18 protein-coding genes are annotated in these 21866 nt (G+C 73.3%); 6 read left to right on the forward strand and 12 right to left on the reverse strand.

What is annotated here, in order from left to right; translation table 11 throughout:
• Window positions 1–19: 19 nt before the first annotated feature.
• The 7 genes from murD to rsmH form a co-directional block, all read right to left on the reverse strand.
• Window positions 20–1468 (reverse strand): UDP-N-acetylmuramoyl-L-alanine--D-glutamate ligase, encoded by a 1449-nt coding sequence (gene murD / locus AOM46_RS15520; protein ID WP_078856850.1) that lies wholly within the window; start codon window positions 1466–1468, stop codon window positions 20–22.
• On the reverse strand, window positions 1465–2529 hold the full coding sequence (gene mraY, locus AOM46_RS15525) for a phospho-N-acetylmuramoyl-pentapeptide-transferase (RefSeq protein WP_062211564.1): 1065 nt from the start codon (window positions 2527–2529) through the stop codon (window positions 1465–1467). Before mraY ends, murD begins: the two co-directional genes overlap by 4 nt.
• A complete protein-coding gene (gene murF, locus AOM46_RS15530) occupies window positions 2526–3953 on the reverse strand; it encodes a UDP-N-acetylmuramoyl-tripeptide--D-alanyl-D-alanine ligase (protein ID WP_062211567.1) in 1428 nt (475 codons plus the stop codon). Before murF ends, mraY begins: the two co-directional genes overlap by 4 nt.
• Window position 3954: 1 nt before the next feature.
• Window positions 3955–5574, reverse strand: coding sequence for a UDP-N-acetylmuramoyl-L-alanyl-D-glutamate--2,6-diaminopimelate ligase (locus AOM46_RS15535; protein ID WP_234313794.1), 1620 nt, complete (start codon window positions 5572–5574; stop codon window positions 3955–3957).
• Window positions 5575–5820: 246 nt separating this feature from the next.
• A complete protein-coding gene (locus AOM46_RS15540) occupies window positions 5821–7701 on the reverse strand; it encodes a penicillin-binding protein 2 (RefSeq protein WP_062211573.1) in 1881 nt (626 codons plus the stop codon).
• A 75-nt stretch (window positions 7702–7776) separates the two neighbouring features.
• Window positions 7777–8490, reverse strand: a complete 714-nt coding sequence (locus tag AOM46_RS33200; protein ID WP_199823978.1) for a septum formation initiator family protein — start codon at window positions 8488–8490, stop codon at window positions 7777–7779.
• Window positions 8487–9461 carry a 16S rRNA (cytosine(1402)-N(4))-methyltransferase RsmH gene (gene rsmH, locus AOM46_RS15550; RefSeq protein ID WP_062211576.1) on the reverse strand — a complete coding sequence of 325 codons (975 nt, stop codon included), beginning with the start codon at window positions 9459–9461 and terminating at the stop codon, window positions 8487–8489. The genes AOM46_RS33200 and rsmH overlap by 4 nt, the downstream gene beginning before the upstream one ends.
• Before the next feature lie 264 nt (window positions 9462–9725).
• Between rsmH and AOM46_RS15555 the strand changes: the two genes are divergently transcribed.
• The 4 genes from AOM46_RS15555 to AOM46_RS15570 all read left to right on the forward strand — a co-directional run bounded on the left by AOM46_RS15555 (window position 9726) and on the right by AOM46_RS15570 (window position 15012).
• A complete protein-coding gene (locus AOM46_RS15555; protein WP_062211579.1) occupies window positions 9726–10241 on the forward strand; it encodes a carbonic anhydrase in 516 nt (171 codons plus the stop codon).
• 135 nt (window positions 10242–10376) lie between these two features.
• Window positions 10377–11369, forward strand: coding sequence for a MoxR family ATPase (locus AOM46_RS15560; RefSeq protein WP_062212654.1), 993 nt, complete (start codon window positions 10377–10379; stop codon window positions 11367–11369).
• The gene (locus AOM46_RS15565; RefSeq protein ID WP_062211582.1) at window positions 11369–12685 is read left to right on the forward strand and encodes a DUF58 domain-containing protein; all 1317 of its coding nucleotides are present in this window, start codon (window positions 11369–11371) and stop codon (window positions 12683–12685) included. The genes AOM46_RS15560 and AOM46_RS15565 overlap by 1 nt, the downstream gene beginning before the upstream one ends.
• Window positions 12682–15012, forward strand: a complete 2331-nt coding sequence (locus tag AOM46_RS15570; protein ID WP_067226255.1) for a DUF3488 and DUF4129 domain-containing transglutaminase family protein — start codon at window positions 12682–12684, stop codon at window positions 15010–15012. The genes AOM46_RS15565 and AOM46_RS15570 overlap by 4 nt, the downstream gene beginning before the upstream one ends.
• 624 nt (window positions 15013–15636) lie before the next feature.
• On the opposite strand, the gene AOM46_RS15575 is transcribed toward AOM46_RS15570, so the two are convergent.
• The 3 genes from AOM46_RS15575 to AOM46_RS15585 form a co-directional block, all read right to left on the reverse strand.
• The gene (locus AOM46_RS15575; protein ID WP_062211584.1) at window positions 15637–16035 is read right to left on the reverse strand and encodes a DUF3040 domain-containing protein; all 399 of its coding nucleotides are present in this window, start codon (window positions 16033–16035) and stop codon (window positions 15637–15639) included.
• A 203-nt stretch (window positions 16036–16238) separates the two neighbouring features.
• The gene (locus tag AOM46_RS15580; RefSeq protein WP_078856851.1) at window positions 16239–17036 is read right to left on the reverse strand and encodes a bifunctional 2-polyprenyl-6-hydroxyphenol methylase/3-demethylubiquinol 3-O-methyltransferase UbiG; all 798 of its coding nucleotides are present in this window, start codon (window positions 17034–17036) and stop codon (window positions 16239–16241) included.
• A 42-nt stretch (window positions 17037–17078) separates the two neighbouring features.
• A complete protein-coding gene (locus AOM46_RS15585; protein ID WP_062211587.1) occupies window positions 17079–17549 on the reverse strand; it encodes an SAV_6107 family HEPN domain-containing protein in 471 nt (156 codons plus the stop codon).
• A 140-nt stretch (window positions 17550–17689) separates the two neighbouring features.
• Between AOM46_RS15585 and AOM46_RS15590 the strand changes: the two genes are divergently transcribed.
• Window positions 17690–18313, forward strand: coding sequence for a TetR/AcrR family transcriptional regulator (locus AOM46_RS15590; RefSeq protein ID WP_062211590.1), 624 nt, complete (start codon window positions 17690–17692; stop codon window positions 18311–18313).
• On the forward strand, window positions 18310–19785 hold the full coding sequence (locus AOM46_RS15595) for an NAD(P)/FAD-dependent oxidoreductase (protein WP_062211593.1): 1476 nt from the start codon (window positions 18310–18312) through the stop codon (window positions 19783–19785). Before AOM46_RS15590 ends, AOM46_RS15595 begins: the two co-directional genes overlap by 4 nt.
• 143 nt (window positions 19786–19928) lie before the next feature.
• Here AOM46_RS15595 and AOM46_RS31385 read toward each other — a convergent pair whose 3' ends face one another.
• Both AOM46_RS31385 and metF read right to left on the reverse strand, forming a co-directional pair.
• Window positions 19929–20897 (reverse strand): hypothetical protein, encoded by a 969-nt coding sequence (locus AOM46_RS31385; RefSeq protein WP_067226277.1) that lies wholly within the window; start codon window positions 20895–20897, stop codon window positions 19929–19931.
• 22 nt (window positions 20898–20919) lie between these two features.
• A complete protein-coding gene (gene metF / locus AOM46_RS15605; protein WP_062211596.1) occupies window positions 20920–21846 on the reverse strand; it encodes a methylenetetrahydrofolate reductase [NAD(P)H] in 927 nt (308 codons plus the stop codon).
• Window positions 21847–21866: the final 20 nt, after the last annotated feature.

The following is a 21866-nucleotide window of genomic DNA, read 5'->3' on the forward strand; positions in this document are numbered from 1 at the left end:
GTCGCGGGCCGCCGGCGGGCTACTGCTCGTTCGGTTCCTGGTCCGCGGGGTCCGCGGCCAGCTGACGCACGGCGGCGGCGAACGCGTCGCCGCGGACGTTGTAGTTGGTGAACATGTCCATCGACGCACAGGCCGGCGCCAACAGCACGGTGTCCCCGGGGGCGGCCAGGCGGGTCGCCTCGGAGACCGCCGCCGCCATCGCCCCAGTGTCGGTCCGGTCGAGGTCCACGACCGGCACATCCGGCGCGTGTCGCGTCAACGCCTCGGCGATCAGCCGGCGGTCGGCGCCGATCAGCACCACCCCGCGCAGCCGGTCCGCCGAGGCGGCGGCCAGCTCGTCGAAGGTCGCGCCCTTGGCGAGACCGCCGGCGATCCAGACGATCGACGGATAGGCGCCGAGCGAGGCCAGCGCGGCATGGGTGTTGGTGGCCTTGGAGTCGTCCACATAGCCGACGCCGGCCACCGTGGCCACATGGGAGATCCGGTGCGGGTCGGGACGGTAGGCGGCCAGGCCCCGGCGGACCGCGTCGGCCGGCACGCCGTAGGCGCGGGCCAGCGCGGCGGCGGCCAGCGCGTTGGCGACATTGTGCGGGGCGGGCGGGTCGACATCGGAGACCTGGGCCAGCTCCTCGGCCAGATCCGGCCGGTCCACAAACGCGCGGTCCACCAACAGGCCCTCGACCACACCGAGTTGGGAGGGGGCCGGCGGGCCGAGGGTGAAGCCGACGGCCCGGCACCCCTCGACCACGTCGGCCTCCCGCACCAGTTCCTCGGTGGCCGGGTCGGCGACGTTGTAGACGCAGGCCACCTCGTTGCCGGCGTAGATCCGGCCCTTGTCGGCGGCGTAGGCGGCCATCGAGCCGTGCCAGTCCAGATGGTCGGGCGCGAGGTTGAGCACCGCGCCCGAGTGCGCGCGGAGCGAGGGCGCCCAGTGCAGCTGGTAGCTGGACAGCTCGACGGCGAGCACGTCGTACGGCGGGTCGGCGAGCACCGCGTCCACCACCGGGACGCCGATGTTGCCGACGGCGGCCGTGCGCAGCCCGGCGGCGGCCAGGATCGCGGCGAGCATCCTGGTCGTTGTGGTCTTGCCGTTGGTGCCGGTGACCGCGAGCCAGGGCGCCGCGTCCCGGCCGCGCAGCCGCCAGGCCAGCTCCACGTCGCCCCAGACCGGCACGCCGGCCTCGGCGGCGGCGGCGAAGAGCGGATGGTCCGGGGGCCAGCCCGGCGAGGTGACGACCAGTTCGGCGCCCTTGGGCAGGGTGTCGCCGTCGCCGAGGCGTACCTCGACGCCGGCGGCGGTCAGCTCGCCGGCCTGGGCGCGCTGCCGTTCGCCGTCGTTGCCGTCCACCAGGGTCACCTCGGCGCCCCTGGCGAGGAGCGCGCGGGCCGCGCCGGCGCCGCTGACGCCAAGCCCGGCGACGGTGACCCGGCGGCCCTCGAACTCGGTCTCCCGCACCGTCCCGCTCACCAGTCGGCCACCCAGGTCCCGTAGAAGATGCCGATGCCGACGATCACGCACATGCCCTGGATGATCCAGAATCTGACCACCACCAGCACTTCGCTCCAGCCTTTCAGCTCGAAGTGGTGCTGGAGCGGGGCCATCTTGAAGACGCGTTTGCCGGTGAGCTTGAAGGAGCCGACCTGGATCACCACGGACATGGTGATCAGCACGAAGAGTCCGCCGAGGACGGCGACCAGCAGCTCGGTGCGGGAGACGATGGCCAGCCCGGCGAGCGCGCCGCCCAGGGCCAGCGAGCCGGTGTCGCCCATGAAGATCTTGGCCGGCGAGGTGTTCCACCACAGGAAGCCGAAGAGCGCGCCCATCAGCGCGGACGCCACCACGGCCCCGTCGAGCGGATCCCGTACCTCGTAACAGCTGGCGCCCGCGGTGGCGAACTCGGCGCAGGTCTGGCCGTACTGCCAGACGCCGATGAAGACATAGGCGCCGAAGACCATCACGGCGGCGCCGGTGGCCAGGCCGTCCAGGCCGTCGGTGAGGTTCACCCCGTTGGACATCGCCAGGATCATGAAGAGCGCCCACAGCACGAAGAGCACCGGGCCGATGGACCAGCTGAAGTCCTGGGTGAAGGAGAGGTGGGTGGAGGCCGGGGTGAGGCCCCGGGCGTCGGCGAAGTTCAGCGAGAGGATCGCGAAGGCGACACCCACGATGAACTGGCCGAGCATCTTGGCGCCGGCCCGCAGGCCCAGGCTGCGCCTTCGGACGATCTTGATGTAGTCGTCCAGGAAGCCGACCAGGCCCATGCCGGCCATCAGGAAGAGCACCAGCAGCCCGGAGATGGTGGGCTGGGAGCTGGTGACGACCTTGGTGACGGCGTAGGCGATCAGGGTGGCCAGGATGAACGCGATGCCGCCCATGGTCGGGGTGCCGCGTTTGGCGTGGTGGTCCCTGGGCCCGTCGTCCCTGATGTACTGGCCGTAGCCGCGGCGGGCGAGCAGCTTGATCAGCAGCGGGGTGCCGACCAGGGTGAGGAAGAGCCCGATGGCTCCGGAGAAGAGGATCTGCCTCATCGGGCCGCGACCTCACCATCGGCGTCGGCCGCCAGCGTCAGGGCCACCTGTTCGAGCCCCACCGATCTGGACGCCTTCACCAACACCACGTCCCCCGGTCGCAGCTGACCGCGCAGCAGCTCGACGGCTGCCTGAGCGTCGGACACACGCACCGACTCCTCACCCCACGAACCCTCGTTCTTGGCGCCCATGTCCAGCCAGGCGGCCTCGCGACCGCCCACGGACACAAGCCTGTTGACGTTGAGCCGAACGGCGAGCCGTCCGACGGCGTCGTGCTCGGCGAACGCGTCGTCGCCGAGCTCGGCCATCTCGCCGAGCACCGCCCAGGTGCGGCCACCCTCGTCCTTGGTGGCGCCGCCCATATGGACCAGCGTGCGCAGCGCGGCGCGCATGGAGTCGGGGTTGGCGTTGTAGGCGTCGTTGACGATCACCACGCCGTCCGCTCGCTCGGTGACCTCCATCCGCCACTTCGAGAGCGGGCCGGCCTCGGCCAGCGTTTCCGCGATGTCCGACGCCGACATGCCTACCTCATGCGCCACGGCCGCCGCGGCAAGCGCGTTCGACACATGGTGCTCACCGTACAACCGCATCGTCACATCGGCGCACCCGGTGGGGGTTCTGAGGGCGAACGTGGGGCATCCCTCAGGAGTCAGGCGGGCGTTCTCCGCACGAATGTCCGCGTTCTCCGCCTCGCCGAAGAGGACCACCCGGGCCCCGGTGCGCTCGCTCATCGCGCGCACCAGCGGATCGTCGGCGTTGAGCACCGCGACACCGCCCTCGTCGGCCGGCGGCAGCGCCTCGACCAGCTCGCCCTTGGCGCGGGCGATGGTCTCCCGGTCGCCGAACTCGCCGATGTGCGCGGTGCCCACGTTGAGCACCGCGCCGACCTTCGGCGGGGTCAGCTCGGTGAGGGAACGGATATGGCCGACTCCCCTGGCGCCCATCTCCAGCACCAGGAAGCGGGTGGTCTCGTCGGCGCCGAGCACGGTCAGCGGCAGGCCGATCTCGTTGTTGAAGGAGCCCGGCGTCCAGACCGTGGGCCCGACGCGCCGCAGCAGCTGGGCGATCAGGTCCTTGGTGCTGGTCTTGCCGGCGGAGCCGGTGAGCGCGACCACCGTGGGGTCCAGGGTCCGCACCACATGGCGGGCCAACGCGCTGAGCGCGGCGACCACATCGTCCACCACCACGGCCGGCACGCCGACCGGTCGGCTGGCCAGCACCAGGGCGGCGCCGTCGGCCACCGCGCGCTCGGCGAAGTCGTGCCCGTCCACCCGGTCGCCCGGCAGCGCGGCGAAGAGCGAACCTGGCTCGACCAGCCGGGAGTCGATGACCACGGGTCCTGTCACGCGGGGCGGCGCCTGAGGTATGTCGTGCGGCTCTCCCCGCACGACCGTGGTGAGCTGAGCAACGGAAAGGGGGATCACTTCAGCGGGCCTCGCCTGGCGTCGGATGGGTGGTCGGGGGTTTCGCTCGGTGGTCTGGGGTGGGCCGCCCGATGTGCCGCTCCCCCACGGCACGTTCGATGGCGGCGCGCAGCTCGACCCGGTCGTCGAACGGCCGGATCACGCCGGCGATGTCCTGGCCCTGCTCGTGTCCCTTGCCGGCCACCAGCACGGTGTCGCCCGGCTCGGCGCGGGCCACGGCGGCGGCGATGGCGGCCGCCCTGTCCTCCTCCAGGAGGACGGTGCCGCGTTCGTGCACCGGCACCTCGGCGGCGCCGGCCAGCATGGTGGCGAGGATCGCGAGCGGGTCCTCGGAGCGCGGGTTGTCCGAGGTGAGCACGGCGGTGTCGGCCAGTCGGGCGAGGGCGGCGCCCATCGCCTGGCGTTTGTGCGGGTCCCGGTCGCCGCCGCAGCCGAGCACCGCGTGCAGCTGTCCCTCGGTGACCTTGCGCAGCGCCTGCAGCACGGACTCCACGGCGGCCGGCTTGTGCGCGTAGTCGACCACGGCCAGATAGGGCTGGCCGGCCCGCACCCGCTCCAGCCGGCCCGGCACCCCGGGCACGGCGGCCACGCCACGGGCGGCGACCTCCGGGGCGACGCCCGCGGCGTCCAGCGCGGCGATGGCCCCCAGCGCGTTGGAGACGTTGAAGGGGCCCGGCAGCGGCGCGGTGGCCGACAGCCGGACGCCGCCGGGGCCGAGCACGGTGAACGTGGAGCCGACCGGGCCCAGTTCGACGTCGTCGGCGCGCCAGTCGGCGTCCGGGTGGCCCTCGGCCGAATAGGTGGTGACGGGCACCCCGGACTCGGCGGCCAGCCGGCGGCCCCACTCGTCGTCCAGGTTGACCACGCCGGCCCGGGACCTGGCCTTGGTGAAGAGCTGCGCCTTGGCCTGGAAGTAGTCCTCCATGTCCAGGTGGAAGTCCAGGTGTTCGGGGCTGAGGTTGGTGAAGACCGCGACGTCGAAGACGCAGCCGTCCACCCGGCCCATCGTCAGCGCGTGGCTGGAGACCTCCATGGCCACCGACCGCACCCCGCGCTCCCGCATCACCGCGAAGAGCGCCTGGAGTTCGGTGGCCTCGGGCGTGGTCCTGGTGGACTTCACCCGTTCGTCGCCGATCCGGGTCTCCACCGTGCCGATCAGCCCGGTGTTCTCGCCCTCCTTGGCGGCCTCCCGCAGCCCGCCCTCGATCAGGTAGGCGGTGGTGGTCTTGCCGGCCGTGCCGGTGACCCCGATCTGCAGCAGGTCGCGGCCCGGCTCGTGGTAGATGGCGGCGGCCAGCGCGCCCATCCGGGCACGCGGCTCGGGCACGGTCAGCACCGGAAGGCCGGTGGCCGCGGCGCGTTCGGTGCCGCTGGGGTCGGTGAGCACGGCGACCGCGCCCAGGCTCGCGGCCTGGGCGGCGAAGTCAGCGCCGTGGAACCTGGCCCCTGGCAGCGCCGCGTAGATGTCGCCGGGGAGCACCGCACGGGAGTCGTGGGTGATTCCGGTGACCGAGGGTCCGTCCGGCGGCTCGGCACCCAGCGCCGGGGCCAGCGCCGCCAGGGGCACCGGCCGCAGCTGCCGGGGACGTGGGGCCGCCGGGGAATGATCAGCTTGTGCCACGGCGGTGAGCGTACCGGGCGGGCCGGGGGTGGAGCGAAACGAGGTGGACCGGTCGGTGGTGGTTCTCACGTGCCTGTGCTCCGCTTTCGTCGGATGGGGTGCTCCGCGTGTCCTTGGCCACGGGTGTGTCTCGTGTCTGGTCGGGACTCGTCTGGTCTCATCCGCATCGTGTTCGTCCGGGTGCTGTCCCAGGATCGGGTTGGTCCGCATCGTGTCGGTCCGTGGTCGTTCACCGGGTACCCGGGACTACTCGTCCGGTTCGAAGGTGACGGGCAGACCGCCGAACTCCGTTCCGGTGGGCGGCACCTGGAGCGCGGCCAGCGAGAACGCCATGACCTCGTTGAACACCGGACCGCACACCTCGCTGCCGGTGTAGGGGCCCTCGGTGGGGTTCTGGACGGCGCAGTAGACGGTGACCCGGGGGGCGTCGGCCGGCGCGAAACCGGCGAACGAGGAGGTGTAGCCGGAGTAGGCGCCGGTCGCCGGATCCACCCGGTTGGACGTACCCGTCTTTCCCGCCACCCGGTAGCCGGGGATGCGGGCGGCCGAGCCGGTGCCCTCCTCGCTGGCCACCACGGTCTCCAGCATCCGGGCCAGCTGTTCGGCCGTGTCCTCGCCGACCACCCGGGTCCGCTCCGGCTCGGGGGCCGGCTCGAACTCGCCGTCCTCGCCGGTCCAGCCGCGCACCAGGGTGGGCGCGATCCGCTCGCCGCCGTTGGCGACCGTGGAGTAGACCGAGGCGGCCTGCACCGCGTTGACGGAGAGGCCCTGGCCGAACGGGACGGTGTACTGCTGTGACGCGTTCCAGTCCTCGGGCGCCGCGAGGATGCCGGCGGTCTCGCCGGGGAAGCCGAGCCCGGTCGGGCGGCCGAAGCCGAAGGCGTCCAGATACGAGTGCAGCACCTCGTTGGCCTCCGGCTGGGTCTCGCCCAACTCCTCGGCCGCCAGGATGGTGCCGATGTTGCTGGAGTGGGCGAGCACGCCGGCGAGGGTGAGGTAGAGCGTCTCGTGCTCCTCGTGGTCGGCGAAGCTGCGGTCGGCGCGCGGCAGCCGGTTGGGCACCGTGACATGGGTGTCGGTGGCGGCGGCCTGCTCCTCCAGCACGGCGGCCATGGTGATCAGCTTGCTGGTCGAGCCGGGCTCGAAGGCGTCCTGGAGCGCCGGGTTGCCGAGCGCGTCCGGGTCGGCGGCGGCCACGTTGTTGGGGTCGTAGCCGGGGCTGCTGGCCAGCGCCAGGATCTCGCCGGTGGTGGTCTCCTGGACGACCACATAGCCGCCGTCCGCCTCGGAGGCCGCCACCTGGCGGGAGATGGCGTCCTGCGCGGCCCACTGGATGTCGCGGTCCAGCGTCAGCTCGATGTCGGAGCCCGGCACCGGGGGCTGTTCCCGCTCGCCGGCCGTGGGCACCCGGCGGCCGCCCGACTGCGCATAGGTGACGAGGCCGTCCTCGCCCGCGAGCCGCGCGTCGAGCTGCGCCTCAAGGCCGCCGGCGCCCACGCCCTCGCTGTTGACGAAGCCGAGCACGGCGGCGGCCAGATCCTCGTTGGGATAGACCCGTTTGGCGGTCTCGGTGGCGAAGACGCCGGAGAGCACCTGATCGCCCGTGCCCTTGCTGGCCTGTTCGGCAAGGGTGCCGCGCAGATCGCGGATCTGCCGCCAGGTCTGCGGGGTCTGCGCCCTGGCCAGCACCACGTAGCGGGTCCCGGGATCGTCCAGCAGATCGACGAGTTCGGCCTCGTCGCGGTCCAGGATCGGCGCCAGCAGGGCGGCGGCCTGCTCGGGCGCGTCGGGCACGCCCGACTTCTCCTCGCTGAACAGCAGCGGATCGGCCGTGATGTCGTACGCGTCCACGGTGGTGGCCAGCGCGGTGCCCGAACGATCGGTGATGTCGCCGCGCTCGGCGGCCAGCGGCACCGTCACATAGCGGTTGACCGCGGCCTGCTCCGTATAGGTGGCGGCGCCGACGGCCTGCACCTGGAAGAGCCGGACCGCGAAGACCAGCATGACCAGGGTCAGGCCGAGGCCGACCAGCCGCAGCCGGGGGCGCGGGTTGGCCAGCGGCAGCCCGCCGGAGCCGCCGCGCTCAACGCGCCCCCGCCGTGGCCGTGGTGGTCTGGGGGAACCCATGGCACCTCCCCTTCGCTGGATGGTCGCGGCCGGCCGCCGCCGGTGTGGCCGAACGGGCCGGCGGACGGGCGTGGTTCACGGGGTCTGTCCTTCGCCGGGTACGTCCGCCACGTCCGCCGGGTTCACGGCCGGCGGGTGCGCGGCCGGTGGCGTCGGCTCGACCGCCGGTGGGGCGTTGTCGACGGCACCGTCGGTGGCGGCGTCGGCGTCGGTGGGCGCGTCCTGAGGATCCGGCACGGGCTGTTCGACGGGCGGCGCCTGCTCCTGGCTCCGGTCCTGGGTCGGGTCCTGGCTCCGGTCCGGTTCGGCCTGGGGGGCGATCGGCTCGCGCGGGGTCTCCTCGGCGGGGTCGGCCGGTTCGTCCCCCGGCTCGGTCGCCGCGCTCTCCTCGGCGGCCTCCGCCTCGGCCTCCTCCGGCTCGGGGGCCGGCGCCGGGGAGTCGTCGCCCAGCACGGTCCCGTCCGGGCCGAGGAAGGCGGGCGGTCCTGCGGGGACCAGGCCCAGCTCCTCGGCGCGCTCGGCCAGCGCGCCCGGCGCCGAGTAGCCGTCGACCTCAGCCTGCAGCCGCTGCTGTTCGTCGGTCAGCTCCTGCGTCTCGCGGCGCAGTTCGCTCAGCTCGAACGAGCCCTGGTTCAGCGAGGCGTTGAGGATCAGCAGCGCCAGCATGCCGGCGCCCAGCAGCACCACGACCAGCAGCACGAACGGGGTGCGGGCGGCCGTGGAGGCGTGTCCTGGGGCCAGTCCGGCGATCCTGGCCAGCCGGGTCTGGGGGCCGGGGCGTCCGCTCATCGGCCCTCCCGGACGCGCTCGGCGGCGCGCAGCCGCGCAGGCGCGGCGCGCCGGTTGGCCTGGACCTCCTCCTCGGACGCCTGTTCGGCGCCTCGGGTGAGCAGCCGCAGCCTGGGCTGGTACCGCTCGGGGATCACCGGCAGTTCGGGGGGCGCCGTATGCGCGGCGCCGGCCGCCAGGACCCGCTTCACCAGCCGGTCCTCCAGCGAGTGGTAGGAGAGGACGACGATCCGGCCGCCCACGGCGAGCGCGTCCACGGCCGCCGGCATGGCCCGCTCCAGCACCGTCAACTCGCCGTTGACCTCGATGCGCAGCGCCTGGAAGGTGCGCTTGGCCGGGTTGCCGCCGGTGCGCTTGGCCGCCTGCGGAAGCGCCTCCCTGATGAGGGTGACCAGCTCGGCGCTGGTGGTGAACGGGGCGCTCGTCCGGCGTCGTACCACCGCCTCGACGATCTTGCGGGCGAACTTCTCCTCGCCGTAGGCGCGGAGCACCCGCACCAGTTCGCCCGGTGGATAGGTGTTGAGCACATCGGCGGCGCTGGGGCCGGCCGTCTGGTCCATCCGCATGTCCAGCGGGGCGTCCCTGGCGTAGGAGAACCCGCGCTCGTCCTCGTCCAACTGCATCGAGGAGACGCCGAGGTCGAAGAGGACGCCGGCGACACCCGGCAGCGCCAGTCGGGCCAGCACGTCGGGCAGTTCGTCGTAGACGGCGGGCACCAGGGTGGCGCGGTCGCCGAACCTGGCCAGCCGCTCGCCGGCCAGCCGGAGCGCCTGGGGATCGCGGTCCAGGCCGATCAGCCGGACGTCGGGGTGGCTCTCCAACAGCGCCTCGCTGTGGCCGCCCAGGCCGAGGGTGCAGTCCACCACCACGGCTCCGGGGGCGCCCAGTGCCGGGCCCAGCAGCTCCAGACAGCGGTGGAGCATCACGGGGCTGTGCCGGACTTCCGGCGGCCGGTCGTTGCTGGTCGTCATGCGCCTTCCGAGGGGATCACGCGCCGTGTTCGAAAAGAGGTTTCGAGGGAGGTACGGCATGTGGCGGACGATGACGGCGGCCTGCTCGCACGCCTCCCCGTGCGCGTCACACTAGCCCACCTGTTTCCCCGGTCAATCACTGAGGTTGATCGGGTACCGCGTTTCGCCGTAACGCCGACGAACGTCCCACGGGAACGGGCGCTGTGAGCCGCATCACCCCTGTTCCGGGCATGCGCCCGCGAAGCTCGTACTACCGTCGCGCGTATGTCGAAGACAGTCACAGACGAGTTGATCAACGCCAATCTGCGTTATGCGCAGGACTTCACCGACCCCGGGATGAACGCCCGCCCCGTCCGGAAGGTCGCGATCGTCGCATGCATGGACGCCCGGCTCGATCTGCACGCCGCGCTTGGCCTGGACCTGGGTGACTGTCATACCATCCGTAACGCGGGCGGGGTCGTGACGGATGACATCATCCGATCCCTGACGATCAGTCAGCGGGCGTTGGGCACGAGTTCCGTGGTGCTGATCCACCACACCAACTGCGGGCTCCAGGAGCTGACGGAGGACTTCCGGCAGCAGCTGGAGCACGAGGTCGGGCAGAAGCCCAGCTGGGCCGTGGAATCCTTCACCGACCTCGACCAGGATGTACGGCAGTCGATGGCGCGTGTGCGGACATCGCCTTTCCTCCTCCACACTGATGACGTACGCGGTTTCGTGTTCGATGTGACCACCGGCCTCCTGCGGGAGATCGACCCGTCCGCCACCCCCGGCCGGTGACACGCGCGACCGCGGTGGAACGGCGGTCGCACGGCTGGTCACCGGGGTCGGCGGGGGTCGGCGGTGGACGACAGGTCCCCTTCGGGGGCGCCGGTGCCTCGGACCGGGACAAGGACAAGGGTGGAGGATGGCCGGTTGACGACCTATGAGGAGCATTCGAAGGTCACGGATCTGAACGCCACGACGGAGCAGGTGCGTCGTGCCGTGGAGAGCGTGATCGAGGGCAAGCCGGAGGTGGTCCAGCTGTCCCTCACGGTGTTGCTCGCCGGAGGACACCTGCTGCTGGAGGACGTGCCGGGGGTGGGCAAGACCATGCTGGCGAAGGCGCTGGCCCGGTCGATCGACTGCTCGGTGCAGCGCATCCAGTTCACCCCCGACATGCTGCCGTCGGACATCACCGGGGTGAGCGTCTTCGACCAGACGCGCAAGGAGTTCGAGTTCAAGCCGGGCGCCATCTTCGCCCAGATCGTGATCGGCGACGAGATCAACCGCGCCTCGCCCAAGACCCAGTCGGCGCTGCTGGAGTCCATGGAGGAGCGCCAGGTCACCGCCGACGGCCACACCTACGAACTGCCCGAGCCGTTCATGGTGATCGCCACCCAGAACCCGGTGGAGATGGAGGGCACCTATCCGCTGCCCGAGGCGCAGCGGGACCGGTTCATGGCGCGGGTCTCCGTCGGCTATCCCGACCCCGACGCCGAGATGCGGATGCTGGAGCACCAGGCGAGCGGCCCCAGGATCGACGCGCTGCGCCCGGCCGCCGACGCGGGCGCGATCGTCAAGCTGATCGAGACCGTGCGGCAGGTGCATGTCTCGGAGGCGGTGCGGCGCTACGCCGTGGACCTGGCCGTGGCCACCCGCAACCACCCCGAGCTGCGGCTGGGCGCCTCGCCGCGGGCCACGCTCCATCTGGTCCAGGCCGCCAAGTCGGCCGCCGCGCTGGCCGGGCGCGGCTTCGTGCTCCCCGACGATGTACAGCGACTGGCCATCCCGGTGTTGGCCCACCGGCTGCTGCCCAGCCCACAGGCCCAGTTCAACCGACGTTCCACGGAAGTGCTGGTGGCCGACATCCTGCGGGCGACCCCGATGCCCGATCCCTATGGCGGCCAGCGGCCCCGGGGCTACTGATGGCCGCCTCCTGGCCCGGCGCCGCCGCCGGGACGCCGGTGAGCCAGGACGCGGAGGAACGGGGGCCGCTGCGGGCCGCGTTCTCCGGGCTGACCACGCGCGGACGTTCGTTCCTGGCCGCCGGGGTGGCGTCCGCCGCCTGCGCCTATCTCCTGGGCCAGCCCGATCTGTTGCGGGTCGGCGCGCTGCTGTGTCTGCTGCCGGTGATCGCCGTGCTGACGACGCACCGCACCAGGGGCCGGGTGACCGCGTCGCGCTGGCTGGCGCCGGCCAGGGTGCCGGCCGGCCAGGAGTGCCGGGTGTACCTGCGGCTGCACAACCCCACCCGGGTGCCCAGCGGGGTGCTGCTCCTCCAGGACCGGGTGCCCTATGTGCTGGGACCACGGCCGCGCTTCGTGCTGGACCGGATCGAGCCGGGCGGACAGCGCGAGGTCAGCTACCGGGTCCGCTCCCAACTGCGGGGCGTCTACCCGCTGGGACCGCTGCAGCTGCGACTGGCCGACCCGTTCGGCATGGTCGAGCTGACCAGATCGTTCCGGACGCACGACACCATGACCGTGCTGCCCGCCGTCGAGCCGCTGCCACCGGTGCGGTTCGGCGGCGGCTCGCGCGGGGCGGGCGCGGGACGGCCGCGGGCGCTGGCCCTGGCCGGCGAGGACGATCTGATCCCCCGCGCCTACCGACACGGCGACGATGTGCGCCGGGTGCACTGGCGGTCCACCGCGCACCGTGGCGCCCTGATGGTGCGCCGCGAGGAGTCCCCGCACCAGGCACGGTGCACGGTGCTGCTGGACACCAGACGTGCGGGCTATGTGCTGGGCGGCATGCCGGCCCCGTTCGAGCGGACCGTTTCGGCCGCCGCGTCCGTCGTCTCCCATCTGGCGCAACAGGGCTACGAGATCACGCTGTTGACCGACACCGGCGCCCAGCTGCCGCCGCCGGGCGGCGGTGGGGACGCGATGGAGCTGGCCGGACGGCTGATGGACTTCCTGGCCGTGGTGGACCACTCCGACGAGCCCGGCTTCGAACGGGCGCTCGCCGCACCGCGCGACGCCGATCCCGCGCTGCTGCTCGCCTTCCTCGGCTCGGTGGACGCCGGCTCGGCCGCGCTGCTGGGCGGCCTGCGGCAACGCGCCGCCGGCGCCGTGGCCTCTGTCGCCGCCGGCCAGCTCGACCCGAGGATCGAGCAGGAACGCGTGGCGGCCCTGCGACAGGCCGGCTGGATCGCGCTGTCCCAGCACCCCGGCGTCCCCCTCGCCTCCCTCTGGGAACAGGCGGCCAACGAACTGTCGAGCACGGGCGGAGGGCGGGCGTGACCGGCACCCCGGCATACGGCGACATCAGGACGACCGCCGCGGCGTGGCTGGCCACCCTGCTGGCCGCCGCCTCCCTGCTGCCCCTGGTCGACGAGGGCGACTGGCTGCTCCAGGCCGCGCTGCTGCTGGCGGTGCAGTCGGGATCGGGCGTCCTGCTGCGGCTGACCCGGCTCTCCGGCGGGCTGGTCTCGCTCTGCCAACTCCTCCTGGGCCTGGTGCTGATCACGGCCGTCACGGCCAGCGAGTACGCGGTGGCCGGCTTTCTGCCGTCGCCATCGGTGTTCGAGCGGTTCGGGCAGCTGATCAGCGCGGGCGCCGACGACATAGGCCGCTACTCCACCCCGGCGCCCGCCACCGACGGCATCCGGCTGATGGTGATCGGCGGGGTGCTGCTGATCGGCCTGCTGGTCGACCTGCTCTCCGGCGCGCTCCGCAACGCCGCGGCGGCGGGGCTGCCGCTGCTGGCGCTCTACTCGGTGGCGGCCGGCGTCGGCCAGGGCGCCGCCGGCTGGAGCTACTTCGGCCTGGCGGCGGCCGGCTATCTGCTGTTGCTGCTCAGCGAGGGCCGCCAACGGGTCACCCAGTGGGGCCTCTTCTTCGGCGGCCTCGGCGGCGGACGGTGGATGACCGCCAGGGACCACGCCCAGGCCGCCGGGCCCCGGCTGCGCAGCGGCCGGCGCATCGGCGCGTTGGCCCTGGGCATCGCGCTGCTGGCCCCGGTGCTGCTGCCCACCCTCGACGAGGGCGTGCTGGACCTGAACGGCGAGGCCGGCGCCGACAACACCTCCGGCATCGCCGTCAACCCGGTGGTGGCGCTCCAGGACCAGCTGAACCAGCCGCAGAACATCGAGCTGTTGAGCCACCGCACGGACTACGCCACGCCGTCGCAGCTCTATCTGCGGCTGGTGGCGCTCGACCAGTTCAACGGGACCGAATGGGCCTCGTCCGAATGGCACGAGGACAGGCCGCCCGAGGTGCCCTGGCCGGTGCCGGGGCTCTCGCCCGAGGTGGCGACGGAGCGCGTGGTGACCGACATAGAGGCGTCGCCCGCCTACGCCCAGCGGTCCCTCCCGGTGCCCTACCCGGCGATCTCGGTACGGGCCGAGGGTGACTGGTCGTTCGACCGGGGCTCGCAGACGCTGGTCTCCGACGACTCCTCGCTGACCACCAGCGGGCTGAGCTACCGGGTGGAACACCTGGTGGTGACGCCGACCCGCGAACAGCTGGCCCAGGCGCCCACGCCGCGCGACGACTTCCTGGAGTACTACACCCGGGTGCCCGACACGCTGCCGGGCGAGGTCGCCACCACCGCCGAGGAGGTCACGGCGGGCGCGACCAACAACTACGAGCGGGCGGTGGCGCTCCAGGAGTGGTTCACATCGAGCGGCGGCTTCCGCTACGACACCACGGTGGAGTCGGGCAGCGGCAGCGAGGCCATCGTCAACTTCCTCAACCAGAAGGAAGGTTTCTGTGTCCACTTCGCCTTCACCATGGCGTCGATGGCACGGACCCTCGGCATCCCGTCCCAGGTCGCGGTGGGCTTCACCCCCGGCCGGCCCACGGCGGGCGGCCACTACAAGGTCGGCGCGCACAACGCGCACGCCTGGCCCGAGCTGTACTTCGAGGGCGTCGGCTGGGTCAGGTTCGAGCCGACACCGGGACAGGGCAACGCTCCCTCCTACACCCTGCCGGAGCCGGAGGAGCCCGACGACAGGCCCGTTCCCGAGCCGGAGCCCACGGAGCGCCCCGAGCCGACCGAACCCTCCCCGTCCCCGTCGCCCACCGTCCCCGACCGCTGCGACCCGGCCGTCGACGGGAACTGCGGCGACGAGCCCGTCACGCCCGAACAGGACCGCGACGAGGCCGGCTTCCCGATCTGGCCGGTCGTCGGGGGCGGCGGCGGACTGCTGCTGGCCCTGGCCCTCGCCGGCCCCCTGCTGTGGCGGGCCAAACAACGGGCCCGCCGGCTGCGGCCGGAGGCGGGACCGCTGGGCGCCTGGCGGGAACTGACCGCCAGCGCCTGGGACTACGGCATCACCCCGGTGGCCAGCGAGACGCCCCGGCAGACGGCCGAACGGATCATCCAGGTCGCGAAACTGCCGTACGAGTCGGCGACGGGCGTCCGCCAGCTCGCCGCCGCGGTCGAGGCCGAGCTGTACGCGCCCCCGGAGGCCCGCGCCCCGGCCCCGTCCGGCTACACCCCCCACATCACCGCCGCCCGCACCGGCCTCGCCACCGACATCCCCCTCCTCACCCGCCTCCGCGCCCTCCTCCTCCCCCGCTCCCTGCCTACCGGCGACGCCGGAGCCCTGCGCGGGCAGCGTTAGGCAACGACAACCGTGCGGCCGCCCGCGCGGGGCCCTACGCGGGGCCCTGCGCGGGCGACGGTAACGGGGTGCCACCCCCGGGCAGGGCAGCGCGAGCGGCGGGACGCCGTCAGGTGGCGCCGGAGCGGGCGGCGGTGGACGGCAGGCCGCCGTCGGGCGGCCCCAGCGTGGGCGGCGCAAGCGCGAAGCCCTGCGCGGGCGGCGGTGAACGGCAGGCCGCCGTCGGGCCGGGCGGCGGTGGACGGCAGGCCGCCGTCGGGCCGGGCGGCGGTGGACGGCAGGCCGCCGTCGGGCCGGGCGGCGGTGGACGGCGGGACGCCGTCGGGCCGGGCGGCGGTGGACGGCGGGACGCCGTCGGGCGGCCCCGGCGTGGGCGGCGCAGGCGCGAAGCCCTGCGCGGGCGGCGGCAACGGTGGCCCACCACCGGGCCGGGCGACGGTGGCGGTGGCCAGCGGGCTGTCGTGGCCCTGGGCAGGTGGTACGAAGCCCGGTCGGGGCTGCCCGCAGGGGTTTGTCTGGTGGGTCTACTCCGAAGGAGTGAGGGGGAGGACATGGTGAGGGACCGCCCCTGGGAGGGCGGCCCCTGGTGTGGTGCGCTTCGGGAAGTGCCGGCTGGTCCGGCCGTCACTCGTCGCGCGCGTCCCGGCGGCGCTGCCAGCGGTCCTCGATCCGCGTCATCATGGACCGCCGCTTGGTGCCGCGCTGGCGGCGACCGCCCGTTGCCTGGCGGCCCTGCGGCTCGCCCTGCTGCACGGGCACCTTGCGCCATCCGGTGACCGCGATCACCGCGCAGCCCAGCATGATCAGAAAGCCGATCACGCTCAGCCAGATGAGCTGGGCGACCATGCCCCCCATGAGGAGGCCGATGCCCAGCACAAAACCGGCGATCGCCTGATAGACCCGCTTGCGCGTCACGGTGCGCAGCTCGGTGCCCTCAAGCGTTGTCGCGAATTTGGGATCTTCGGCGTACAGCGCGCGCTCCATTTGTTCGAGCATGCGCTGCTCGTGGTCCGAGAGCGGCACGGAGTCCTCCTACTCGTCGGTCGCGGTGGCGACCGTTTCCGACCCTTCAAGGATAGGCAGGTAAGTGTTCCTGTGAAACCCACCCCTGTACGCCAATTTCGCCCACCAACCAGCACGCGGGACACCCCGGGGATGGTCCTCTTCTTCCCCTGGTTGCCATCGGTCATGCCGGAGGGCTGATCCCGATGATACGAGGAGTCTGGCTATGCTTCGCCCGGAAGCTCGGCCAACACATGGAGCTGTCCCGCCACCGCCTGAAAGGCGGGGTGTACGGCGGCCTCCGCCTCCAGGCCGGCGAGCGCCTCCACGCCGTCCGACGCGCCGTCCAGCAGGGTGCCGGGCAGCAGATCGGCGAAGATCCGCACCCCGTGCACCTGCCCCGGGACCAGGCCGGCGCCGGTGACCAGGGTGGTGAGCCGCGCCACCGTGAAGCGGTACGGCACCGGATCCCCCGTGCCCCAGCGTCCGGTGGGGGCGGCGAGGGCCGTCCTGGCCTCCGTGAAGCGGCCGGCGAGCGCCCGGGCGAGCACCGCCCCGCCGACGCCGGCCGTCAGCAGGCTCAGCGTGCCGCCGGAGGGGCGCAGCGCGCCGGCGACGGCGAGCAGCCCGGCGGCCGGATCGTCCACGTACTCCAGCACGCCGTGGCAGAGCACCAGGTCGAACGCGCCACGCCCGGCGACCTCCAGCACGTCGTGGGTGTCACCCTGCACCCCGCGCACCGCGTGGGCGACGCCCCGCTCCGCCGCTCGGCGCTCCAGGGCGAAGAGCGCGTCGGGGCTGGGATCGACCACCGTGACCCGGTGGCCGAGGCCGGCCACCGGGACGGCGAAGCTGCCGCTGCCGCCGCCCATGTCGAGGACGTCCAGCGAGGCGCTGCCGGTCCGCCGGGAGCGGTCCAGCAGGGCCTGCCGCAGCACGTCCCAGACCACCCCGGTGCGCGATGTGGCGTGCGGCCCGGACAGCGGATCACCCACGTGTCGGGCGCTCGACTGTGACGGCATGGCGCGGGGCTCCTCGCTGTGACGGGAAGGAATGCCCCCAGCCTACTTCGCGGGCGACCCCCCGGCGCCGTGGTCGGCGCGCAGCACCGGCTGGCGCAGCAGCATCTCCTCCACCAGGCGGAGGAAGAACCCGGCGGCGCGGCGGAGTTCGTCGGCGTCGGCCCGGGTGGCCACGCCTCGGATGCCGGCGTCTATCCGCGCCCGCCGCTCTGCGCTGGCCGCGAACAGGGCGCTCCACTCCACCAGCTCGGGGGCGACCTCGGGCAGCACCTCCCAGACGCTGCGGATGCGGCGGCGGCCCCGAGGGCCGACCTCGGGGCGGGCGCGTACCGCGAGGACTGCGGCGGCGGCGCGCAGCGCCGCCAGGTGGGCGGCGACGAACGCGTCGCCAGGATCGGGCGCCACCTCCGCCTCGGCCAGGCCGCGTTCGGCCTGGGCCAGTAGATCGAGCGCGGCGGGGGGCGCGGGGGCCCGGCGCGGCACAGGGTGCACATCAGTCGGGAATCCGGTCATGACGAGCCTCCAGTCAGTCGCCATTCAGCGGTCCAACGGTCCGACGGTTCCGCGCGGTCAGCGCAGTTGTGCACATGGTGGCGCATGGCACTGACAATCCCGGGGGCATGGCCTCTGGCCAGGGGAGAGAGAATCGCTGCATGACAGCTTCGAGCCCTCGGCGCAGCGCGACCCGACAGCGGCTCTACCGGGCCGCCGTCACTCTCTTCGCGGAGCAGGGTCTCTCCGCCACCACGGTCGAGCAGATCGCCGAACGGGCCGGCGTCGCCAAGGGCACCGTTTACTACAACTTCTCCAGCAAGACGGAGTTCTTCGAGGCGTTGCTGCGGGACGGGGTCGAGCCGCTGAAGGACGCGCTGCGGCTCTCGGCCGCGGCGGCGCCCGGCGGCGCCCTGGACGCGTTGGACGCGATGGCGCGCGCCGGTCTGGGCTTCATCACGGAGAACGCCGACTTCACCCGACTGTTGGTGGCCGAGCAGTGGCGCACCAACCGGGCCTGGCATCCGACCCTGTTGGCGGTGCGGCGGCAGGTGGCGGGGGTCGTGGAGGACGTGCTGGCGGACGGGGTGAAGTCCGGGGAGCTGCGGTCCGACCTGGATATCGAGCTGGTCTCCGGCGCCCTGGTCGGCATGGTGGTGCTGGGCGGACTCGACTGGCTGACGTTCCATCCGGAGCGGGAGCTGGACGATGTGGGGCTGGCGCTCTCGACGGTGGTGCGGGGCCGGTTGGGCGAGGGCGGCCCGGTCGAGGGCGGCGCGCGATGAGCGAGCCGACCGGGGGGAACCACGGGAACCACGGCAACGACGTCGTGGTGGTGGGCGCGGGGATGGGCGCCCTGGCCACCTCGGCGCGGCTGGCGGCGGCCGGGCGCCGGGTCACGGTGGTCGAGCGCGGCGACACCTACGGCGGCGCGGTGGGGCGGCTGGAGCGGGACGGGTTCGCGTTCGACACGGGCCCCGGGGTGTTGCATCTGCCGGCGGTCTGGCGGGATCTCTTTCTGAAGACCGCGCCCCGGGTCAAGGGGCGGCGGAACGCCGGGGAGTTGGCGGAGTGTGTGCGTCTGGACCGGTTGGCCGATCCGGCGATCGAGCACCGGTTCGCGGACGGCACGGTGCTGCGGCTGCCCGGGTTCTCGCCGGGTGGGGTGCGGCGGGCCCTGGACGAGACGCTGGGCGCCGGGTCGGGCGAGCGGTGGGGGGCGCTGCTGGGGCGGGCGCGGGAGGCATGGGAGGCGACCAGGCGTCCGTTGTTGGAGGAGCCGCTGACCTCGGCGGGCGAGCGCGGCGCGCTGTCGCGGGACCCGTTTCCGGCGCGCCGACGCGGTCTGTTGCGCCGGCGCGAGCCCACGTTGGCCGAGTTGGCCGCGGCCGAACTCCGCGACGGGCGGCTGGCGTCGGTGCTGACCGGGCTCGTGCAGGAGTACGGGCTCGACCCTCGGCGGGCGCCGGCGAGTGCCGCCGTACTGGCCTATGTCGAGGGGACCTTCGGCAGTTGGTATCCGGCGGGCGGGATGCGGGCGTTGGCGGACGCGCTCTTCCGGCGCTGTCGGGAGCGCGGTGTCCGGTTCGAGTTCGGGGTCGGGGTGGACGAGGTGCTGGCGGCCGAAGGACGGGCCGCCGGGGTGCGGTTGGCGGACGGCGGGACGGTCGCGGCGGACGCGGTGGTGTGGGGCGCGGCGCGCCCGGGGGACGAGGCGGTGGGGCTCGGCCGGTTCAGCCTCTTCGTGGCCCTGGACGGCCCCCGCCCCGAGGGCGCGGCGCACCGCGCGGTGCTGCACGGGGAGGGGCCGGCGGTCTCCGTGCTGCGCCCGGACGACGCCGCGCTGTGGCCGGGCCGGGACGGGCATACGGCGGTGGTCTCCGGGTTGGTGCCGGCGCATGGCCCCGGCGGCGTCGACTGGACGGCGCCCGGGGTGGCCGAGGCGCACGCGGGGCGGCTGTTGGACGCCGCCGACGCGGCCGGGCTCGTGCCGCGCGCGCGGGTGCGGTGGCGGCTCTCGCGCACGCCGGCGGACGTGGCACGGGACACCGGGGTGCCCGGTGGGGTGGTGCGTCCGCCGGCGCTCGCCGGGGCGGACGGGGCGTTTCTGGCCGCGCCGAACACGGGGCGGCTGGCGGGGGCCTACCGGGTGGGCGGCCTGGCCCACCCGGGCGGCGGTCTCGCGCACGCGGGGATGTCGGGGGCGTTGGCGGCCGGGTTGATCGTGGAGGGGCCGGACTGGCGCGGCTCGTACTGAGCGGCCGACGTTCCCCGGGCGCCCGGAGTACCAAAGCCGCGGAGTCCCGGAGTCCCGGAGTCCCGTTGAGAATGGCCGGAAAAGGCGCCGGATCGGCCGGCGGGCACCGGTCCGACTTCGGTCAGCGCTTCAGCGGGCGCCGTTCAGTAGCGGCCGTCGTTGTTGTAGTAGTAGCCCTGCCCCGAGGAGTCGTAGCCCGTCTGCTGGGGGTAGCCCTCGGGCTGCTGGGCCCAGCCGTAGCCGTCGGCGTCCTCGGGTGCCGGCTCCCGCTGCTGGGGGACCCAGACGCCGCCGGGCGGGGTCTCCTGGTAGGTGGGGGTGCCCTGGGGCCACTGGCCGCCGGTGCCCGACTCGCCGGGGTAGCCGGGGGTTTCGGTGCCGCCGAAGCCGGTGGGCTGGCCCAGCTGGTCGGCCTGGGCGGCGTACTCGTTCGAGCCGTCCCAACCGGTCTGGTAGCCGTAGCCGTCGGTGCCGCCCGCCGGGTACTGCCCCTGGTCGGCGTAGCCGGTGGCCGCCGCGTAGTTCTCCTGGTAGGCGCCGGGGTAGGGCTCGCCGTAGCCGGTCTCGGCCGCCGGCTCCTGGTAACTCTCCTGGTAGGACTGGGCATAGGGCTGGCCGCCGTATATCTCGCCGCCCACCTCCGAGCCCCCGTACTCCGAACTCCCGTACTCCGAGCCGCCGTACTCCGAACCGCCGAACTCCGCGCCGGCGTGCGCCGGTTCGGCACCGTCGGGGGCCTCGGCGGGGGCGGGCGGCGGCGGGGGCGGGAAGGGCGGGGCGCCGTGCTCGGCCGCCGGCTCGTCGCCGACCGGCTGCTCGTCCTCCCTGGGCGCCCGGCGCCGCCGGCTGGTGCCGGGCTTGCCGCCCAGCGCCCAGCCGGTGGAGAAGCCCCGGCGGAAGGAGAGCGTGACAAAGGTCTGACCGGTGGCGAAGGCCACGGCGCCCAGGGCGATCACCGGCACGGAGGGGATCAACACCCCGACGACGACGCCGAGAAAGCCGAAGAAGGCGACCAACCGCCAGCGCAGCCGTGCCTTGTACTGGAGCAGGACCTCACCGAGCAGCCACAGAGCGACGAAGCCAAACGCGATGTAGAGGACCGTCCAGCCCATTACGCCCCTCTCCGCACTTCGGTCAGGACCGCGTGTGCAGCCCCAGGTTCTTGTAGACGTCCAGCGTCGCCGTGGAGTGACTCGACGTGTTCAGCGTGATGAAGTGCAGGCCAGGGATGTCCTCGTCCATCAGCCGCGCACACAACTCGGTGGCGAACTCGATCCCGACCGAGCGTACAGCTATCGGGTCGTCCTTGACCGCGAGGATGCGCCTTTTCAACTCGGCGGGGAACGCGGTGTTGCTGAGCTGCTGGAACCGCTCGATCTGCCGCACATTGGTGATCGGCATGATCTCGGGGATGATCGGTGTGTCACAGCCGGCGGCGGCCACCCGGTCGCGCAGTCGGAGGTAGTCCTCCGGGTAGAAGAACATCTGGGTGAGCGCGAAGTCGGCGCCGGCGCGGCACTTGGCCACGAAGTGCCGGATGTCGGTCTCCCAGTCGGTGGACCTGGGGTGCATCTCGGGGAACGCGGCCACGCCCACGCAGAAGTCGCCGGACTCCTTGATCAGCCGCACCAGCTCGACGGCGTAGCTGATGCCCTCGGGGTGCTTGATCCACTCCCCCATCGGATCGCCGGGCGGATCGCCGCGCAGCGCCAGCATGTTGCGGATGCCGGCGTCGGCGTACTGGCCGATGATGTTGCGCAGCTCGGAGACCGAGTGCTGGACGGCGGTGAGGTGTGCCACCGGGGTCAGCGTGGTGTCGGTGGCGATGCGCTCGGTGGCGCGCACCGTCCGCTCCCGCGAGCCGCCGCCGGCGCCATAGGTGACGGAGACGAACGTGGGGCCGACGGCCTCCACCCGCCTGATGGCGTTCCACAGCGTCTGCTCGCCCCGCTCGGTCTTGGGCGGGGAGAATTCGAAGGAGAACGATCGCTCGCCGGCGGCAAGCAGATCGCGGACGGTCGCCGCGCGATCCGAGATGGTACTGGGAATCCCTAGAGCCATGCGTGCAGGCTACCCAGCGT

Origin of the sequence: Streptomyces sp. NBRC 109706 (assembly GCF_000974485.1) — a bacterium.
In the GTDB taxonomy this organism is placed as follows: Bacteria; Actinomycetota; Actinomycetes; order Streptomycetales; family Streptomycetaceae; genus Streptomyces.

Excerpts from the sequence above, each read along its gene's own strand:
- mraY (WP_062211564.1), bottom strand. The coding sequence starts at position 2,529 with ATGAGGCAGATCCTCTTCTCCGGAGCCATCGGGCTCTTCCTCACCCTG.
- AOM46_RS15540 (WP_062211573.1), bottom strand. The coding sequence starts at position 7,701 with ATGGGTTCCCCCAGACCACCACGGCCACGGCGGGGGCGCGTTGAGCGC.
- AOM46_RS33200 (WP_199823978.1), bottom strand. The coding sequence starts at position 8,490 with ATGAGCGGACGCCCCGGCCCCCAGACCCGGCTGGCCAGGATCGCCGGA.
- rsmH (WP_062211576.1), bottom strand. The coding sequence starts at position 9,461 with ATGACGACCAGCAACGACCGGCCGCCGGAAGTCCGGCACAGCCCCGTG.
- AOM46_RS15555 (WP_062211579.1), top strand. The coding sequence starts at position 9,726 with ATGTCGAAGACAGTCACAGACGAGTTGATCAACGCCAATCTGCGTTAT.
- AOM46_RS15565 (WP_062211582.1), top strand. The coding sequence starts at position 11,369 with ATGGCCGCCTCCTGGCCCGGCGCCGCCGCCGGGACGCCGGTGAGCCAG.
- AOM46_RS15580 (WP_078856851.1), bottom strand. The coding sequence starts at position 17,036 with ATGCCGTCACAGTCGAGCGCCCGACACGTGGGTGATCCGCTGTCCGGG.
- AOM46_RS15585 (WP_062211587.1), bottom strand. The coding sequence starts at position 17,549 with ATGACCGGATTCCCGACTGATGTGCACCCTGTGCCGCGCCGGGCCCCC.
- AOM46_RS15590 (WP_062211590.1), top strand. The coding sequence starts at position 17,690 with ATGACAGCTTCGAGCCCTCGGCGCAGCGCGACCCGACAGCGGCTCTAC.
- AOM46_RS15595 (WP_062211593.1), top strand. The coding sequence starts at position 18,310 with ATGAGCGAGCCGACCGGGGGGAACCACGGGAACCACGGCAACGACGTC.
- AOM46_RS31385 (WP_067226277.1), bottom strand. The coding sequence starts at position 20,897 with ATGGGCTGGACGGTCCTCTACATCGCGTTTGGCTTCGTCGCTCTGTGG.
- metF (WP_062211596.1), bottom strand. The coding sequence starts at position 21,846 with ATGGCTCTAGGGATTCCCAGTACCATCTCGGATCGCGCGGCGACCGTC.